Genomic DNA, 18,380 nt, shown 5'->3' on the forward strand with positions numbered 1-18,380 from the left:
GGCGACCGCGGCGCAGCCGCATCAGCAGGCGACCGCGGCGCAACCGCATCAGCAGGCGACCGTGGCGCAACCGCATCAGCAGGCGACCGTGGCGCAACCGCATCAGCAGGCGACTGCGGCGCAGCCGGATCCGGCGACGGCGGGGATGCCGCATCCGGCGCGGGGCCCGCGGCAGGCGCCTGCGGCCCACCGGGAACGGTCAGTCCCGGAATCGCGGGCAGTCCCGGAATCGGCGGCAGCCCGGGAATGGTCGGGGTCGGCGGCGGTGCGGGTGGCGGCGGTTGCAACGGTCCGGTCACCGGATCGCCCTTGCCCTCGGCGGTGGTGCCCGCGAACGCGCCGAGCGCGCCCTCGACCCCGCCGAACCGGCCGCCGAGCGGTGTCCCGGTGAGGAAGTTGGAATCCAGCCGCGCGCCGGTGAGATCCACCGTCATCAGCAGATTCAAGTAGTCGCCCTTCAATGCCCGGTCGAGATTCTTCATCGGGAACGGGAAGGTGAGCAGGATCTGCAACGAGTCGGCCAGCTGGGTGCCGGTGGCCGCCAGCGACTGCAGGGCCGGCCGCAGATGAGCCAGGTCGGCGGTAAGGTTCGCACCGGAGGCGGCGATGATCCGCTGCACCACATCGCTCAGACCGCCCAGGGCGGTCAGGGTTTTGGTGATGTTCTCGCGGCGATCGGCGAGCACGGTGAGCGCCGGGTGGATCTGCGTGATCGCGGTGGTGACGTCGTCGCGCTGCCGGGCCAGCACGCCGGCGAACCGGTCCAGCCCGCTCATGGCGGCGATGATGTCGCCGGTCTGCTGATCCAATGTCGTTGTCAGCGTGGTCAATTGGGGCAGCAGGTCACGAATGGCGTCCTGGCGCCCGTGGAAGGTGGCGTCCAGCTCGTGGGTGATCGTCTCCAGTTGCGAGATACCGCCGCCGTTGAGTACCACCGACAGCGAGGACAGCACCTGCTCGGTGGTCGGGTAGTCGCCCGCGCGATCCAGCGGGATCACGTCACCGTTGTGCAGTTGCCCCTGTGGCGCAACATCTTTCGGCGGCGCAAGTTCGAGGTGGTTACTACCCAGCAGGCTGGTCTGGCCGATCCGGGCGACGGCGTTCGCAGGCAGTTGCACGCCCTTGTCCAGACTCGCCGTGACCAGCGCGTGCCAGCCCTCCACCTGGATGTCGGTGACCGTGCCGACGGTGACGTCGTCCACCTTCACCGGCGAATTCCTGGTCAGGGTGGTGACGTTCGGCATCCGGACGCGCACCTGCCAGGAGCCCGCGCCGGTGCCGGCCGCACCGGGCATCGGCAGCGTGTTCAGACCGTCCCACTGACATCCGGTGGCGGTCAGCAGTACCGCCAGGCCGATCATGACACCGGCCAGCCGGGTCCGCCGTCGGGTGTTCATCGCGCGCCTCCCGGGATCGCGAGGCCCAGGAAGTCCGTGGGCACGGCGACCGGCGTGGCCGCCGGTGCGTTCTGCTGCTGCAACCGGCCGGCCAGGTCGGGCGTGCTGTAGGTGAGCTGACTCGGGAACGCGCCCTGCCCGGACGCCGGATTCACCAGCAGCGGTGGATAATTCATCATCAGCGACTGGATCACCGGGGCCAGGTACTGGCGGCACAGCGCGCCGGAGCGGTCGGAGTCGTGATTCTCGATGCCCTCGACCGCGCCGCACAGGAAGGCGAACGGATTGGCCGCGTTCACGCCGACCACCGCGCCGGTGAGCGAGCCCTGCGCGGGCTTGTAGATCTGGTAGAAGTTCGCCAGCGCCGACGGCCCCGCGTGCAGCACCCGTTCCAGGTCGCCGCGCTTGTCGGCGAGCACCTGGGTGGCGTCGGCCAGGCGTTGCACGCTCTCGGTCAACTGTCCGCCGCGCTCGTCCAGGAACCGCTTCACGTCGGCGACCGCGGAATCCAGATTGTCCAGTCCCGCACCGAGATCCGTGGACACCCCGGACAGCACCGAGGACACCGAGGCCAGCCGGCCGCCGAACTGCACGATCTGGTCGTTGCTCTTGGACAGCACGTCGACGAACTGTTGCAGGTTGCGCAGGGTGCCGAACAGGTCGGTGCGCCCGTCCGAGAGTGTGTCGAGCGTGCTGGACAGTTCGCGCAGGGTGTCGCGCAACGCCTGGGCGTTGCCGTCGGCGAGATTGTCGGCGGCGGTGTTCACGAAACGCCCGAAGGAGCCCTGCTGGTCGGTGCCGATCGGCCCGAGCGCCTGCGACAGCTTCGACAGTTCGGCCTTGATGTCGTCCCATTCCACCGGGACCGCGGTGCGGTCGATCGGGATCTCGGCGTGATCGCGCAGCTTCGGGCCGCCGGTATATGCCGGGGCCAGCTGGATGAACCGCGCCGACACCAGCGACGGCGAGACGATCACCGCCCGCGCGGCGGCGGGGATGTCGATGCCGCGATTCACCGTGATGGTGACCTTCGCGCGGTCCGGACCCGGCTGGATGGAGTCGATGCGGCCGACCTGCACCCCGAGCACCCGCACCTGGTCCCCGGCGTAGAGCCCGTTGGTACTGGTGAAGTACGCGGTGACATGGGTTCGGCCGAGATCGGAGAGCACCCCGTAGGCGCCCCAGCCGACCAGCGCGACCACCACCACGCCCGCGGTGATCCGCACCCAGCGCGGTAACCGGCCCGCGCGCGACTGCCTGATTCTCGTGGCGACGCTCATCGTGGCGGCTCCTGGATCGACGGGCCGACCGACAGCGGCGGATGGTTGATGTAGTCGTTCAGCGATTCCGGCACGTGATCCGGCCAGACCAGCGCGTCCACCAGCACCCGCAGCGTGAGGCTGGTGGCATTGGAGACATACGCCTGGAAATACGGTCCGCTGCCGACCTGCTCCCCCAGCGCCGCCGCGAACGGGCCCAGCGCGTCGAGCGCCTTGCCCAGGTTGTCCTTGTTCCGCTGTAACAGCGCCAGCACCGAATTCAGTTTGTCCAGTGTGGGTTTCAGCTGCGCCTCGTTGTCGGCGACGAATCCGCTGAGCTGCTGCGCCAGTCCGTTCACGTTCACGATCAGCTGGCTCAGCGCGGTACGCCGGGCGTTCAGCTCGCCGAGCAGATCGTTGCCGTCCAGCAGCAACGCGTTGATCTGATCCGCGCGACTCGCCAGCACCTTGGTGACATCCTGTGCGTGCGAGAGCAATTCGGTCAGCGCCTGATCGCGGGCGTTGAGACTGCGCGACAGCGCGGTGATCCCGTCGAGCGCGCCGCGCAGCGGGGCCGGGGTGTCGGCGAAGGCGCCGGACAGCGCGTCCAGGGTCTGGTTCACCCTGTCGGTGTCCAACCCCTTCACGGTACCGGCCAGATCACTGAGCGCGTCGTTGAGCGAGTACGGAGAAGTGGTGCGCGCCAACGGAATCGGATCGTCGCCCCGGATCCGGCCGGGTCCGGTCGGCACCACCTCGAGCGATTTGCGGCCGAGTACGGTGTTGGTCTTGATCGCGGCGGTGGTCTGCGCGCCCAGTTCGATCGACTCGTCCAGGCTGAAGGTCACCAGCACCTTCGCGCCGTCCAGCCGTACCGTGTCGACCCGCCCGGAGCGCACGCCCGCCACCTGGACCGGATCACCGGGCATCAGTCCGCCGGCGTCGGCGAAGTAGGCGGAGTGCTCGGCGCCGGACCGGATGAACGGCAACCGATCGAATTGCAGGGCCGACAGCGACACGGTGGCCGCGACGACGACACCGATGATGCCGATGGTGGTCAGAGGGGCACGCTGCTCGCTCACTGGTCCGAACACCTCCCGGTGGTCTGTAGTCCGGGCAGGTTCACGTGCATCGGCTTACCGTCCGGGCCGTCGATCAGGAAGTTGGTGCCGCAGACGTACATGTTCAGGAACGACCCGTAGGAGCCGATGCGGACCAGTTTCTTGTAGGTGTCCGGCAGCTTGTCCAGCACCCATTGCACATCGGCGGACTTCTCGTCCAGATTGCCCGCGACCGCGCCGAGGTTGTCGAAATCGGCCTTCAGATCCGGGCGCGCCTCCTGCAACAGCGCGGTGAGATCGCCGGTGGCGCCGGCCAGCCGGGGCAGCGCGGCGCCGATCGGATCCTTGTCCGCGGCCAGTCCGCTGATCAGCCGCTGGAGTTCGGTGAGCGTGGTATCGAATTCCTTGTCGCGGTCGTCCAGCGTCGCCAGCACCGTCTTCAGGTTGTCGATGACGCTGCCGATCAGCGTGTCCCGATCCGCGAGCGTCTTCGCGAACGATCCGGAACTGTTCAGCAACGCCACCAGCGTGCCGCCCTGCCCCTGGAACACCTGTAGCAGCGCCTCGGTCAGATCGTTGACCTGCGCCGGATCCAGTCCGCGCAGCAGTGGTTTGAAGCCGCCGAGCAGCAGGTCCAGATCCAGCGCGGGCTTGGTCCGGTCGACGCCGATGGTGCCGCCGGACGACATCGCCTGGGCGGTACCGGGTCCCTCCAGCAGTTCCAGGTACCGGTCGCCGACCAGATTCTCGTAGCGGATGGTCGCCTGGGTGCTGGTGTACAGCCGGTACTGCCGGTCGACGTCGAAATCGACATGCGCGAGGTGATCCCGGCCCACCGACACCCGTTTCACCGAGCCGACGGGTACGCCCGCGATCCGCACCTTGGCGCCGGGCAGCATGCCGGACGAACTGGTGAACACCGCGTGGTACCCGTTCTCCCGGGCGAACCGCATCTGGCTGAAGATCACCGCCAGCAGGCCCAGCACGAGCAGCATCACCAGCGTGAAGATGCCGAGCTTCACCGAGGTGGCGTGTGGTTTCATGCTCATGGGTTGGGCACCCCCGGCAATCCGGCGAACAGCACTTGGAACACCCTGGCTCCGTTCGAATGCGAGTCCAGACCCGGCGTCCACACCTCTCCCTCGGAGGTGTCGGTGACCAGGTAGTTGGAATGACTGCCCGGCACCCGGTCCAGGATGCCCTCGCAGTGCGGGCCACCGGTGGCGTTCACCTTCGGCAGATCCTTCGGATATTTGTACGGTTCGCCGCCGGGCATGAAGCTGGCGTCCAGGGTCACGTACGGCCCGAGCCCGCCGAAGATCTGATTCGCCACCGGCAGTGCGTTCGCCACGCCGGTGACCAGGCAGTACAGCGCCGGACTGTATTCGTCGAGCAGGGCGGCGGTGGGCCGCAGCAGTTCCAGCGCGCTGTCCAGCTGGGTCTCGTTGTCGCGCAGCACCGATCCGGTGGTGTCGGCCAGTCCGATCACGTTCAGCAGCACCGCGTCCAGATCGTCGCGGTGCTGCACGATCGTCCTGCCCGTCACCGCGGCGTTGTCGGTGGTCTTCAGCAGATCCGGGGCGGTGTCGGCATACAGCTCGGTGACCGGGGCCGAGGTCCGCAAGTCCCGTTGCAGGTCCGGCAGGCTCGGATTGATGTCGCGCAGATACTGATCCGAGGAGGCCAGCAGCTGCCCCAGCTCGTCGCCGCGGCCCTGGAGCGCGGTGCCGAGGGCGGTCAGCGTCGCATTCAGCTTCTCCGGCTGCACCTTCGCCAGCACGTCGCTGAGATGCTCGAACAGCGTGTTGAATTCGACCGTCACGGCCTGCGCGGACACCGTGGTCCCGGGCCGCAGATGGTCGGCCGACGGCTGGTCCGGTGCGGTGAAGTTCACGTACTTCGCACCGAACACCGTGGTGGAGCGGATGTCGACGGTGGCGTTGGCGGGCACCAGCTTCAGCTGATCCGGATCGATGGCCAGTTGCAGTCGGGCCTGGTCACCGGCGTAGGACACGGTCTTCACCCGGCCGATCTCCACGCCCCGGATCTTCACCTTGGCATCCGGGTCGAGCACCAGCCCGGCGCGGGGGGTGTCGATATAGACGGCGTCCGTGGACGTGAACCCGCCCGCGAACATGGTCAGCGCGACCGCGACGATCGCCACCAGGCTCAGGACCATGCCCAGCCCGGCCAGCTTCACACCCCAGCCGGCGCCGAAAATCTTTCCCGCGCCGTCTTTTTCGACCAATTTGTTCGCCGCCATACCTACCCCGAGAGATGGAAGTTGCCGGTGGTGCCGTAGATGGCCAGCGAGACCAGCAGGGTCACCGTCACCACCGCGACCAGCGACGCGCGCACCGCGTTGCCGACCGCGACGCCGACGCCGACGGGACCGCCGGTGGCGTGATAGCCGTAGTAGGTGTGGATCAGCATGACCGCCAGGGCCATGAAGATCGCCTGGACGAAGGACCAGAGAATGTCGCTGGGGATCAGGAACGTCGAGAAGTAGTGGTCATAGACCCCGCCCGACTGATGGTTGATGTCGACGGTGGCGAATCGGCTCGCGACGAAGGCGGCGATCACCGCCAGCGCGTACAGCGGGACGATCGCGATCATCCCGGCCAGCACCCGGGTGCCGACCAGGAACGGCACCGGCCTGATGGCCATGGATTCCAGCGCGTCGATCTCCTCGGCCACCCGCATCGCGCCGAGTTGTGCGGTGGCGCCGGCGCCGATGGTGGCGGCCAGGCCGATGCCGGAGATCACCGGCGCCGCTATCCGGACGTTGATGAAGGCGGCGAAGAAGCCGGTGAGCGCCTCGACGCCGATGTTGCCGAGTGAGCTGTAGCCCTGCACCGCGATGGTGCCGCCGGCGAAGAGGGTGAGGAAGCCGACGATGACCACCGTGCCGCCGATGACCGCCAGCGCCCCGGTGCCCATGCTGATCTCGGCGATCAGCCGGATGGTCTCGGCACGGTAGTGCAGCAGCGCGCGCGGCACCGACGCCAGCGAGCGGCCGTAGAACTGTGCCTGCCGCCCGACGCCATCGAGGGAATCGGACAACCTGCGCACTCGTCGTACCGTACGCGGGAACCTGGATTCGATCACGAAGGCCATACCGTCACCGCGCTGTGAACTTGATCCCGACGGCGGTGACCACGACATTGACCACGAACAGGGCCATGAAGGAGAACACCACCGTTTGATTGACCGCGTCGCCCACGCTCTTGGGCCCGCCCTTCACGTTGAGGCCCAGGTAGCAGGCCGTCAGCCCGGCCACCAGACCGAACATCGTGGCCTTCACCTCCGAGATCACCAGCTCCGGCAGATGCGTCAGCAGTGTGATGCCGTTCACGAACGCACCGGGATTGACGCCTTGCAGGAAGACCGAGAAGAGGAAGCCGCCGAGGATGCCGATCGTGGAGACCAGCCCGTTCAGCAGGGCCGCCACGAACATCGAGGCCAGCACCCGGGGCACCACCAGCCGGTGGATCGGGTCGATGCCGAGCACCCGCATCGCGTCGATCTCCTCGCGGATGGTGCGGGCGCCCAGATCCGCGCAGATGGCGGTGGCGCCGGCGCCGGCCACGATCAGCACCGTCACGATCGGCCCGACCTGCGTGATCGAGCCGAAAGCCGCACCCGCGCCGGACAGATCGGCCGCGCCGATCTCGCGCAGCAGGATGTTGAGGGTGAAGCTCACCAGCACGGTGAACGGGATCGCCACCAGCAGAGTGGGAACGATCGAGACCCGCGCGACGAACCAGGCCTGATCGATGAATTCGCGCCGCTGGAAGGGCCGCCGGACCGCCGCGCGGGCCACGTCGGCGGTGAGTTCGAAGAACCCGCCGACCGCTCGTAACGGGACGGCAAGGACCTCGTTCATTCCGCGATTCCTCCTTGCCGTGCTGCGCAACACTACGCATCGAAATCCCCGGTAGCGGTCTCCGCGAGCCCCGCCAACCCTCACAAGTAGAACACGTTCACCCTGCTATGTGAAGGTGAATTCTCATTTTCGAACTGTACCTTTATCGGCAACTTCGCATGGCAGACTGGAACATGTTCATACGGCGTACAGTAAACCGAGCGGAAACCGTGCGTCATCGACCCATGTCTACCAAGGTCCCGACCGCCGATCAACCGGGAATCGGCGATCACAGACCGGCTTCACCCGGAAACAGGCGAACTTCACCACACCGCCATGCGAGCACACATCACCGCGTCGCGCCGGTGGAATTGCTCAGAATCGCAGCGCTTCGAGCGAGGAGAAGAGTTGCTCGGCGGGCCGGTCCGCGAAGTGCGTACCCAGCGCCCCGGCCAGTTCGGCGGTGGACCACTGCGCGCCCGCCGCCTCGAACCGATGTTCCACCTGCGGCGGCGCCATCAGCGCCACGGTCGGGCCGAACACCAGGAAGACCTGGCCGTTGATCGTGTCGGCGGCCGGTGCGGCCAAGTAGGCGACCAGCCGGGCGACATGTTCGGGCGACAGCGGATCCACCTCGCCGTCCGGCGCGGCCCCGAACGCCTGCTCGGTCATCGCCGTACGCGCCCGCGGGCAGATGGCATTGGCCCGCACCCCGAGCCGGGACAGACCGCGCGCCGCCGCCACCGTCAGCGCCGTGATTCCCGCCTTCGCGGCCGCATAGTTGGCCTGTCCGGGCGAACCGGTCAAACCCGCCTCCGAGGCGGTGTTGATCAACCGGCCGTACACCGGAGCACCCGATTCTTTGGACTTGCCACGCCAGTACGCGGCGGCATTGCGCGACAACAGGAAATGCCCGCGCAGATGGACCGCGATGACCGCGTCCCAATCCTCGTCGGACATATTAAAAAGCATTCGATCCCTCGTAATTCCAGCGTTGTTGACGACGATATCCACGCCGCCGAACGTTTCCTCCGCCGTTCGGATCAATGCATCGGCCGTGGCGCGCTCCGCCACGCTGCCGGCCACGAATTCGGCCTTCACGCCGAGGCCCCGGATGGCGGCCAGGGTGGACTCGACGGCCGCACCCTCGGCGAGGTCGTTCACCACCACCGCGGCGCCCGCACGGGCCAGCGCGAGCGCCTCCGCCCGCCCCAGGCCCGCACCGGCCCCGGTCACAATCGCCACTCGACCGGACAGGTCCACGTCATGCTCGCTCACGAGCCCGACTTTAGAACGTGTTTCAGTTTACGGCAAGAGCGGCTCACTCCAGCCGCAGCGCCGCCTTCGGGCACTGAGCGACCGCGTCGCGGACCGCCTCCAGGCGATCGTCGGGCACCTCCGTCACTGTGACGTTCAGGTAGTCCTGATCGTCGAGTTCGAAGATGTCCGGGGCGATTCCGACGCAGATGCCGTTGGCCTCGCACTGGTCGAAATCCACTATGAGCTTCATCCATGACTCCTTTCCCGCAGGTAACGCCAGCCTACAAGCCCGGTCCGGCCCGAGTCGGCCCATCGGACCGATCCACACCCTCATACTGGAACATGTTCCAGTCGTTGTGCAATGATCGGCCCATCGACCACCGACCCCGAGGTGACCCATGCGGATTGCTTACAACGAGCAGCAGGAGCAGCTGCGTGCCGAACTCCGCGACTATTTCGCGCAGCTGATCACGCCGGAGCGCCGGGCCGCGCTGTCCGCGCAGACCGGCGAGTACGGCACCGGCAACGTCTACCGCGAGGTCGTGCGCGATATGGGGCAGGCCGGATGGCTCGCGCTGGGCTGGCCGAAGGAGTACGGCGGGCAGGACCGGCCGATGCTGGACATGCTGATCTTCGCCGACGAGGCCGCGATCGCCGGTGCGCCGGTGCCGTTCCTGACCATCAACTCGGTGGCGCCGACGATCATGCACTACGGCAGCGAGGAGCAGAAGAAGTTCTTCCTGCCCAAGATCGCCGCCGGTGAGCTGCACTTCTCCATCGGCTACTCCGAGCCCGGCGCCGGCACCGACCTCGCGAGCCTGCGCACCGCCGCGGTGCGCGACGGCGACGACTGGATCATCAACGGCCAGAAGATGTGGACCAGCCTCATCCCCTACGCGGACTACGTGTGGCTGGCCGCCCGCACCGATCCGGCGGCCAAGAAGCACAAGGGCATCAGCATGTTCATCGTGCCCGCCACCGCCGCCGGCTTCTCCTGGACGCCGGTGCACACCATGGCCGGGGTCGACACCAGCGCCACCTACTACCAGGACGTCCGGGTCCCCGCGAGCGCACTGGTCGGTCCGGAGAACGGCGGCTGGCCCCTGGTCACCAATCAGCTCAACCACGAGCGGGTGGCGCTGACCTCGGCGGGTTCGCTGCAACTGGCGCTGACCCAGACCCTGGACTGGGCCCGCAACACCCGCGACGCGCGCGGTGTCCGGGTGGCCGACAGCGAATGGGTGCAGATCAATCTGGCCCGGGTGCACGCCAAGGTCGAATATCTGAAGCTGCTGAACTGGGAGATCGCCTCCGCGTCCGCGTCCGCTCCCCGACCGTGGGACGCCTCCACCTGCAAGGTCCTCGGCACCGAACTCGCCACCGAGGCATACCGATCGCTGATGGAGGTGCTCGGCCCGCAGGCCTACCTGCGCCAGGATTCGCCGGGTGCGCTGCTGCGCGGACGGCTGGAGCGGATGCACCGCTCCTGCCTGATCCTCACCTTCGGCGGCGGCACCAACGAGGTGCAGCGCGACATCATCGCCATGACCGCCCTGCGCCAGCCCGCCGCGGCCCGCTGATCCTGCCGACAGTTCCGAAAGCCTGGAGAACACAATGGATTTCACGCCGACCGAAGCGCAGCAGGATCTGACCCGGCTGACCGGCGAGGTGTGCGGCAAGCTCGTCACCGCCGACCGCCTGCGCGAACTCGACCACGCGCCCACCCGTTTCGACGAACCGCTGTGGAAGTCGCTGGCCGAGACCGGCGTCCTGGCCTCGGCGCTGCCCGAGGCCGTCGGCGGCAGCGATCTGGGCGTCCTGGAGCAGACCGCGATCCTGCGCGAACTCGGCCGCTACGTGGCGGCGGTTCCGTACCTGTGGTCGATCATGCTCGGCGCCGCCGCCCTGGCCCGCTTCGGCTCCCCGGAGCAGATCGAGCTGGCCGCGAAAGCCGCTGCGGGCGAGGAGATCCTGACCGTCGCCCTGGCCGAGGAACGCAACTGGGATCCGGCCCGGCCGGTCACCTTCGCCACCACCGACGGCGACCGCCGGCTGCTGAACGGCGCCAAGACCGGCGTCCCCTTCGCCGCCCACGCCACTCGAATCCTGGTGCCCGCCACCGTCTCCGGCAGCGACCACGTCGCACTGTTCCTGGTCGATCCGGCGGGCCCCGGGGTCCGCGTCACCGACGCGCTGGTGGTGGACAAGACCCCCGAATCGGAAATCGAATTCGATTCCGCCCCCGCCGAACTCGTCGGCGAACCGGGAGCCGGCGCCCTCACCTGGCTGCTGGACCGCGCCTGGCTGGGCCTGGCCGCCCAGCAGCTCGGCACGGTCGAACGCGCCCTCGAACTGGTCGCCGACTACGCCCGCGAGCGCGAGCAGTTCGGCCGCAAGATCGGCAGCTTCCAGGCTGTCGCGCAACGCCTCGCCGACGGCTACATCGACGTGCAGGGCCTGCGCCTGGCCGTCACCCAGGCCGCCTGGCGGTTGTCGGAGAATCTCGACGCCACCGCCGAGATCCACACCGCCAAGTTCTGGGCCGCCGACGCGGGCCACCGCGTCGCGCACACCGCCGTCCACGTCCACGGCGGCGTCGGCATCGACCGGGACCACATCGTGCACAACTACTTCCTCGCCGCCAAACACCACGAATTCGCTCTCGGCGGCGCCACCGACCACCTCCGCGCCCTCGGCGCGCTGCTGGCCCGCGGCTGAACCCGGCGGGAAATCAGACCTTCGGGTCTGCTGTGAACCGCCGCTGCGACGCCGGATTGTCGTCGCGGCGTGTGATGCTGGTAGGCATGACGACTCTGACGAGCTCCCCCGCGTCCGATGTGCTCGCCCGGATGCAGGCCGACGTCGACCGGCAGCGCGAGGAGATGCGGGCCAGGTTCGAGAGTCGGCGGGCCGAGCGGGCGGCTCGCGACCCGCAGCCGGAGGACTGGCGCGTCTTCTTCGAGGACGCGAAGGATCTCTACCTGGCGGTGCGACCGGAGACCGCGAAGTTGTTGTACATCCTCGCCCGGACCCGACATGCCCGGACCGTGGTCGAATTCGGCACCTCGTTCGGCCTGTCCACGCTGTGCCTGGCGGCGGCGGTCCGCGACAACGGCGGCGGCCGGGTGATCGGCACCGAATTCCTGGAGTCCAAGGCCGCTTCGGCCACCGCCTCGCTCGCGGAGGCCGGGCTGGACGATCTGGTGGAGATCCGCATCGGCGACGCGATGGAGACGCTGGCCCGAGACGTCCCGCCCAACGTCGACATCCTGTTCCTGGACGGCGCCAAGCACATGTACCTCGACATCGTGCGACTGCTCGAGCCGCGGCTGTCCCCCGGCGCCCTCGTCATCGCCGACAACTCGGACTCCAGCCCGGAACTGCTGGAGTACCTGCGCGGCAACGCCGGTTACCTGTCGTCGGCCACCCAGCCCAGCGTCGAGGTCGCCCTCCGCATCGGCTGAGCGTCACGCAACCGCCGGTGGCCGGACGAATACCGTCCGGCCACCGGCGGAGTCAGCGAAACGACCGTGGGTGGCGGCCAGTGGCGGCAGCCCTCGGCGCGTCCCGGCTGATCAGCGTCAGGACAGGGCCTTCAGCGCCGCGTCGTAATCCGGTTCCTCGCTGATCTCCGGGACCAGTTCCGCGTGCAGGACCGTATTGTTCTCGTCCAGGACCAGCACCGCGCGGGCCGTCAGGCCGCTGAGTCCGCCGCTGACGATATCGACGCCGTAGGCCTTGCCGAACTCACGACCGGTGCGGAAGGTCGAGGCGGTGACGACGTTGTCCAGGCCCTCGGTGGTGCAGAAGCGCGCCGCCGCGAACGGCAGATCGCCGGTGACGACCAGGACGACGGTGTTGTCCAGCGCGGAGGCGGCCTCGTTGAACTTGCGGGCCCCCATCGCGCAGGTCGCGGTGTCCAGGCTGACCGCGATGTCGAGCACCTTGCGCTTGCCGGCGAAGTCGGCGAGCGTCAGATCCCCGAGATCCTTGCCGACCAGATCGAAGTCCGGTGCGCTCGACCCGACGGCCGGAAAGTCACCTTCGACCTCGACCGGATTACCGCGCATCGTGAGTGTGGCCACGAATCCTCCCGAATGTTGATCCGAAATGACATGTGGTGCCTACCAGGCCACCAATGGAGCGGACGACCGCACCCGCCGTTCAGGCTACGAGACGCTCGGCCATCCGGATGATCCCAGGGGCGGGCGCGCGGCGCTACCCGAGCGGGTCCGGCTCGAAAGGGGCTGCGCGGTCCAGTATTTCGTCGACGGTCCGGTCCACGGTGAGATCCGAGTTGTCGAGCCACAGCCCGAGGAGCGGTGTGTCCCGGCGCAATCCGGCATCCAGATCGGCCACCGTATAGGCGCCGTAGGCCCGCTTGGCGCGGCGCGCCTCGCGATCCGCCACGACATCCGGACGCGGTGCCAGCACCACCACCCGCAATGGGCGGGTGCGGATCCGCCCGATCAGATACGGCAGCATCGGGCCCAGCACCACATCCTGCAAGACCACGGTGAAACCGAAGGCGGCGTAGTCGTCGGCCACTCCGGCGGCCAAGCGGTACCGCAGTCGCAGCTGCTCCAGCGCCTCGGCGCCAGGCTCGGGCGACATCTCGGCCCGGCCGCCGATCACGAAGCGGCGGAACACATCTCCGCGCACATGCACCGAGCGCGGCAGCCGCTCGGCCAGGGCCTGCGCGACGGTCGACTTCCCGGCGGCCTGGATCCCCGTGATCAGGTAGACACCGGTGACGGTCGCGGGATCAGGCATATCCTCAGGTTATCGGCCGCCGGAAAGCCGCTACCCGATGCGGCGAACGGACTCGGCACGGAGCGCCACCCGGCATCGGCCTTCGGCACCACTGGCCGGACTGCATCCGCGAAGCAACCGCGGACACTGGCGGCCTGCCGGATTTCTCCCGGATACAGCGGTGAGTTCCGGGCGGCCGATCCGTCGGTACTCCTGTCCGTACTGACTCATGGCCGAGAGGACCGGGATGCCGAGCACGATGATCTTCCTCAACTTACCGGTGGCCGATCTGGAGCGGTCGAAGATCTTCTACGAGCGGCTCGGCTGGAAGATCGATCAGGAGTTCACCGACGATGCCGCCGCCTGCGTGGTGATCGACGACAACATCAGCGTGATGCTGTTGTCGCAGCACTTCTTCCACAACTTCACCCAGCGGCCGCGCGCGATCACGACGGCGACGGTGGGTGCCGTCTACGCGCTGGCGCTCGGCAGCCCACACCAGGTCGATGCCCTGGTCGCCGCGGCGGTGGCCGCCGGTGGCATCGAGGAGCTGTACCCGGATCGCCGCGCGCAGGAACGGGCCGTCGGCATGTACGGCCGCACCTTCCTCGACCCGGACGGTCACCAGTGGGAGCCCTTCTGGATGCAGGGCCAGTGAGGCCGGTCGATGAGCGCCGGCCGCCACGGCCCGCAGCCGGCCGGGCCTACACCCGCAACTCCGGTGGCAGGCCGAACAGTGGGAACAGCCGCGCGGTGTCGAGGAAGTAGTTCAGGCCACTGATGCCGCGGTCGCCGTCGAGTTCCAGCACCGTGATCGACCAGGGCTCCAGCAGCGACGGGTCGTGCTCGCTGGGCTTGTAGTGGCCGAAGGCGGGCAGGCCGTTGGCACCCTCCAGCGGAACGAGTTTCGAACCGCGACAGGCCGATCCGGCGGTGAGCATGAAGGCGGCGACGTCCTGCGGGCCGCGCAGCCAGAAGTCGAAGGGCGGCATCTGCATGTCGACGTCCTTCTTCAGCAGCGCGGTGAGCGCCTCCATGTCGAACGCCTCGAACGCCTGCACATACGCCTCGACGAACTTGCGCTGCTCGTCGTCGGTGTCGTCATAGGACTTCTCCGCCGTCGGCTGCACCTTGGCGATGGTGGCACGGGCGCGTTGCAGCGCGCTGTTCACCGAGGTCGGCGACATGGTGAGCAGATCGGCGGTCTCGTTGGCGGAGAACCGCAGTACCTCACGCATGATGAGGATGGCCCGCTGGGTGGCCGGCAGGTGCTGCATCGCGGCGAGGAAGGCCAGGCGCAGCGAGTCCTTGGTGGCGGCCCGGTCGGCCGGGTCGGAACCGAACGCCAGCCCGTTCGGGATCGGATCGATCCACGGCAGATCGGCGCGCGGCGGCGGCAGCTGGCTGTCGGCCGACGCGGGCCCGGTCAGATCCATCGGCATCGCCCGGCGCTGCGGACCGTCGAGCATGTCCAGGCAGACGTTGGTCGCGATGCGGTACAGCCAGGATCGCAGGCTGGACCGGCCCTCGAACGAGTCGTACGCCTTCCACGCCCGGGTGAGCGTCTCCTGGACCGCGTCCTCCGCCTCGAAGGAGGAGCCCAGCATCCGATAGGTGTACGCGCACAGTTCCCGCCGGTAACTCTCGAATTCCGGCAGGACCTCCTCGACTCCGGTCGAGCCCCCGCTGGTGCTCATGCTGTGTCCTCTCGTCGCACGAGCGGGGACCACCTCGGCCCGACCTGACGCGGCTCGGTCGAGCCGCGCACCACCCCCGCTCGGGTCCCACTGTGGCACAGGGCACCGACAAGTTGTCCCGGAACTCCGGGACCGTTTCGCCGGACCTCGGCGGCGCACCGGAGACAACGAGCGAAATCGGGTGAATTGTCCGGAAAGTAGGTTTATTTCGTGGTCGGCGCGGGTGCGTCCTCGTCCGAGGGCCGCGACTCGGCCTCCGCCTGCGCCCACCGGTAATCGGGCTTACCGGCCGGATTGCGCCGGATCGCGTCCACGTACCAGAGACTGCGCGGCTGCTTGTAGGAGGCGATCTCCTGCGTCAGCACCGGGCGCAGGTCCTCCAGGGTCGGGCGCTTGCCGTCGCGGCACTGTACGACCGCGCCCACCCGCTGCCCCCAGCGCTCGTCGGGCACGCCCACGACCAGCACGTCGAAGACGTCCGGATGGCATTTCAGCGCACCCTCGACCTCCTCGGGATAGATCTTCTCGCCGCCGGAATTGATACTGACCGAACCGCGGCCCAGCATGGTGACCGAGCCGTCGGCCTCCACCCGCGCGTAGTCGCCGGGGATGGAGTAGCGAATCCCGTTGAACTCCTTGAACGTCGCGGCGGTCTTCACCGGGTCGTTGTAGTAGCCCAGCGGGATATGCCCCCTGCGGGCCAGCAACCCGACCTGCCCGGAACCCGGCTCGACCGGAGTGCCGTCCTCGCCGAGCACCTCGGTGGAGGCGTCGATCTTGACCCGCGGCCCGCCGGTGTGGGTGGCCCCCTTGGTGGCCAGCGACAGCCCGCCGAAACCGGTCTCCGAGGAACCGATCGAATCGGTGATCATGGTGGTCGGCAGCTGTTCCAGGTACTGGTCCTTGAGCGCCGGGGAGAACAGCGCGGCGCTGGAGGCCATCGCCCAGAGGTTCGTATGTTTGTACGGCTCACCGGTTTCCGGATTCCCGGCCAGCAGCGCGTCGAGCATCGGCCGCGCCATCGCGTCGCCGGTGATGAAGATCAGGTTCACGGTGTGCCGGTCGATCGCCTGCCACACCCCGTGCCCGGAGAACTCCGGCAGCATGATCGCCTTGCCGCCGTCGAAGAGGCTGTGGAAGGTGGCGGTCTGCGAACCACCGTGGATCATCGGCGGAATCGGATACCGCACCAACTGCGGATTACCCGCGCCGACCTTGGCCTGCTGCCATTCGTCCTGCACCACTTCGCCGGTGACGAAGTTGATGCCGCCGCCGAGCACCCGCCACCAGTCCTCGTGCCGCCACATCACGCCCTTGGGCAGGCCGGTGGTGCCGCCGGTGTAGATCATCATGATGTCGTCCGGCGAGCGCGGGCCGAAGTCCCGCTCGCCGGACGAAGCCGCCAGGGCCGCTTCGTATTCGACCGAATCCGCGGCGGTCGGGATCCGCCCGGCGGTATCGTCGTCGACGACCAGCACGGTCTTCAGCCGAGGCGTGTTCGGGCGCACACCGGCCACCCGATCGGTGTAGCGGCGCTCGTGTATCAACGCGACCAAATCCGAATTGTCGAATATGTATTGCAACTCGTTCTCGACGTAACGGTAGTTGACGTTGATCATCACGGCGCGCGCTTTGAACACCGCGACCATGGCCTCCACGGCCTCGATCGTGTTGCGCGAGTAGATGCCGACCTTGTCGCCCGGCTGCACACCATGTTCCAGCAGGTAGTGCGCCAGTTTGTTGGTCCGTTCCTCCAATTCGGCATACGTTACCGAGCGGGTGTCGTCGACCAGCGCGACACGTTCCGGCACGAGATCGATGGCGTGTTCGACAAGATCAGCAATGTTGTAACCCACCCGACAAAAATAGAACGCGTTCTTGGTGCTGGCAAGACTTGATTTACGGGGTTTACTAATGCCCTAGCAGGGGTGCCAACCGCCGCACCTGATCCGCGTCCCGCGCACCCACGAGCAGCATGGTGACCCCGGCCTTCTCCCACACCCCGAGTTGCTCGCGCACATGCGCCTCGTCGCCGATGATGGTGGTGTCGAGAATCAGCTGGTCCGGCACCGCGGCCGCGGCGGCCTCCTTGCGGCCGGACCGGAACAGCGCGGTGATCTCGTCGACCGCTTCGCCGTATCCCATGCGCCGGTACACCTCCGCATGGAAGTTGAGCTCCTCGGCACCCATGCCGCCGATGTACAGCGCCGAGAACGGCCGCAGCCGATCGAGTTCCCCGGCGACGTCGTCGGTGAGGATCACCTGCGCCGTCGCGGCGATCTCGAAATCCGCGCGGGTGCGCCGCGCGCCGGGCCGCGCGAAGCCCTCGTCGAGCCACTCGTTGTACATTCCGGCCAGCCGCGGCGTGTAGTAGATGGCCAGCCAGCCGTCGGCGATCTCGGCGGTCAGCGCCACATTCTTCGGCCCCTCCGCGCCGAGCCAGATCGGCAGATCCGCGCGCAGCGGATGGGTGATCGGCTTGAGCGGCTTGCCCAGACCGGTCGCCCCGGGCCCGCGCAGCGGCAGCGGATAGTGCGGGCCGGCGCTCACCACCGGCGCCTCGCGGGCCAGCACCCGCCGCACCACGCCGACATATTCCCGGGTGCGCGCCAACGGCTTCCCGAACGGCTGCCCGTACCACCCCTCCACCACCTGCGGCCCGGACACGCCCAGGCCCAGGATGGCCCGGCCGCCGCTGAGATGGTCGAGGCTCAGCGCCGCCATCGCGGTCGCGGTCGGGGTGCGCGCCGACAGCTGCACCACCGAGGTGCCCAGCCGCACCCGGCGCGTGCCCGAACCCCACCACGCCAGCGGCGTGAAGGCATCCGACCCCCACGACTCGGCGGTGAACACGGCGTCGAAACCGGTCTCCTCGGCCGCGGCGACCAGTTCGACGGCATTCGCCGGCGGCTGCGCACCCCAGTACCCGAGCTGCAATCCGAAACGCATGCCATGTCCTTTCTCGCGGGGCTACGATCGCAGCCTGCCGCCTCCACCTGCGCGAGCGTCTCCACATCGAGCGCCCTTGCCACCAGAATAAGAACCTGTTCTACTCGAAGTCGTGACTCAGGGGAACACCATCACCGGCA

The 18,380-nt window shown here is 68.1% G+C and carries 17 protein-coding genes and 1 pseudogene; 4 read left to right on the forward strand and 14 right to left on the reverse strand.

The genetic code is table 11. The annotated features are described in order from the left end of the window. Positions 1–173 precede the first annotated feature (173 nt). From LBW94_RS13760 to LBW94_RS13800, 9 genes and pseudogenes are all read right to left on the reverse strand, one after another. Positions 174–1,397: pseudogene (locus tag LBW94_RS13760) on the reverse strand (MCE family protein); the annotation flags it as partial. Further along, positions 1,394–2,677, reverse strand: coding sequence for an MCE family protein (locus LBW94_RS13765; RefSeq protein WP_225054049.1), 1,284 nt, complete (start codon positions 2,675–2,677; stop codon positions 1,394–1,396). The pseudogene LBW94_RS13760 and the gene LBW94_RS13765, both read right to left, overlap by 4 nt. Beyond that, positions 2,674–3,738 carry an MCE family protein gene (locus LBW94_RS13770; protein ID WP_225054048.1) on the reverse strand — a complete coding sequence of 355 codons (1,065 nt, stop codon included), beginning with the start codon at positions 3,736–3,738 and terminating at the stop codon, positions 2,674–2,676. The genes LBW94_RS13765 and LBW94_RS13770 overlap by 4 nt, the downstream gene beginning before the upstream one ends. Continuing rightward, positions 3,735–4,760: an MCE family protein gene (locus tag LBW94_RS13775; RefSeq protein ID WP_225054435.1), complete on the reverse strand. Its 1,026-nt coding sequence runs from the start codon at positions 4,758–4,760 to the stop codon at positions 3,735–3,737. Before LBW94_RS13775 ends, LBW94_RS13770 begins: the two co-directional genes overlap by 4 nt. A 2-nt stretch (positions 4,761–4,762) precedes the next feature. Next, entirely contained in the window at positions 4,763–5,980 is a 1,218-nt protein-coding gene (locus LBW94_RS13780) for an MCE family protein (protein ID WP_416276882.1), read from the reverse strand. A gap of 2 nt (positions 5,981–5,982) precedes the next feature. Next, on the reverse strand, positions 5,983–6,834 hold the full coding sequence (locus tag LBW94_RS13785; protein ID WP_225054046.1) for an MlaE family ABC transporter permease: 852 nt from the start codon (positions 6,832–6,834) through the stop codon (positions 5,983–5,985). Positions 6,835–6,838: 4 nt separating this feature from the next. After that, the gene (locus tag LBW94_RS13790; RefSeq protein ID WP_225054044.1) at positions 6,839–7,603 is read right to left on the reverse strand and encodes an MlaE family ABC transporter permease; all 765 of its coding nucleotides are present in this window, start codon (positions 7,601–7,603) and stop codon (positions 6,839–6,841) included. A 354-nt stretch (positions 7,604–7,957) separates the two neighbouring features. Beyond that, on the reverse strand, positions 7,958–8,860 hold the full coding sequence (locus LBW94_RS13795) for a 3-oxoacyl-ACP reductase (protein ID WP_225054043.1): 903 nt from the start codon (positions 8,858–8,860) through the stop codon (positions 7,958–7,960). Positions 8,861–8,903: 43 nt separating this feature from the next. Then, positions 8,904–9,092 (reverse strand): ferredoxin, encoded by a 189-nt coding sequence (locus LBW94_RS13800; protein ID WP_225054041.1) that lies wholly within the window; start codon positions 9,090–9,092, stop codon positions 8,904–8,906. Positions 9,093–9,240: 148 nt separating this feature from the next. On the opposite strand from LBW94_RS13800, the gene LBW94_RS13805 reads away from it, so the two are divergent. From LBW94_RS13805 to LBW94_RS13815, 3 genes are all read left to right on the forward strand, one after another. Further along, positions 9,241–10,422 carry an acyl-CoA dehydrogenase family protein gene (locus tag LBW94_RS13805; RefSeq protein ID WP_225054040.1) on the forward strand — a complete coding sequence of 394 codons (1,182 nt, stop codon included), beginning with the start codon at positions 9,241–9,243 and terminating at the stop codon, positions 10,420–10,422. A 34-nt stretch (positions 10,423–10,456) separates the two neighbouring features. Further along, the gene (locus LBW94_RS13810) at positions 10,457–11,560 is read left to right on the forward strand and encodes an acyl-CoA dehydrogenase family protein (RefSeq protein ID WP_225054038.1); all 1,104 of its coding nucleotides are present in this window, start codon (positions 10,457–10,459) and stop codon (positions 11,558–11,560) included. An 86-nt stretch (positions 11,561–11,646) separates the two neighbouring features. Further along, positions 11,647–12,306, forward strand: a complete 660-nt coding sequence (locus LBW94_RS13815) for an O-methyltransferase (protein WP_225054037.1) — start codon at positions 11,647–11,649, stop codon at positions 12,304–12,306. A 117-nt stretch (positions 12,307–12,423) separates the two neighbouring features. On the opposite strand, the gene tpx is transcribed toward LBW94_RS13815, so the two are convergent. Both tpx and LBW94_RS13825 read right to left on the reverse strand, forming a co-directional pair. After that, positions 12,424–12,927 (reverse strand): thiol peroxidase, encoded by a 504-nt coding sequence (tpx, locus tag LBW94_RS13820; protein ID WP_225054035.1) that lies wholly within the window; start codon positions 12,925–12,927, stop codon positions 12,424–12,426. A 133-nt stretch (positions 12,928–13,060) separates the two neighbouring features. After that, entirely contained in the window at positions 13,061–13,615 is a 555-nt protein-coding gene (locus LBW94_RS13825; protein WP_225054034.1) for an AAA family ATPase, read from the reverse strand. Between the two features lie 226 nt (positions 13,616–13,841). Here LBW94_RS13825 and LBW94_RS13830 point away from each other — a divergent pair, with 226 nt between their 5' ends. Further along, a complete protein-coding gene (locus tag LBW94_RS13830) occupies positions 13,842–14,252 on the forward strand; it encodes a VOC family protein (protein WP_225054032.1) in 411 nt (136 codons plus the stop codon). 46 nt (positions 14,253–14,298) lie between these two features. Here the strand turns inward: LBW94_RS13830 and LBW94_RS13835 are convergent, their stop codons facing one another. The 3 genes from LBW94_RS13835 to LBW94_RS13845 form a co-directional block, all read right to left on the reverse strand. Next, positions 14,299–15,291 carry a sigma-70 family RNA polymerase sigma factor gene (locus LBW94_RS13835; protein WP_225054030.1) on the reverse strand — a complete coding sequence of 331 codons (993 nt, stop codon included), beginning with the start codon at positions 15,289–15,291 and terminating at the stop codon, positions 14,299–14,301. 203 nt (positions 15,292–15,494) lie between these two features. Continuing rightward, positions 15,495–17,147, reverse strand: a complete 1,653-nt coding sequence (locus LBW94_RS13840; protein WP_225054028.1) for an acyl-CoA synthetase — start codon at positions 17,145–17,147, stop codon at positions 15,495–15,497. Between the two features lie 55 nt (positions 17,148–17,202). Next, on the reverse strand, positions 17,203–18,240 hold the full coding sequence (locus LBW94_RS13845) for an LLM class F420-dependent oxidoreductase (protein WP_225054026.1): 1,038 nt from the start codon (positions 18,238–18,240) through the stop codon (positions 17,203–17,205). Positions 18,241–18,380 lie beyond the last annotated feature (140 nt).

It is taken from the genome of Nocardia sp. alder85J (genome assembly GCF_020176955.2).
Classification (GTDB): domain Bacteria; phylum Actinomycetota; class Actinomycetes; order Mycobacteriales; family Mycobacteriaceae; genus Nocardia.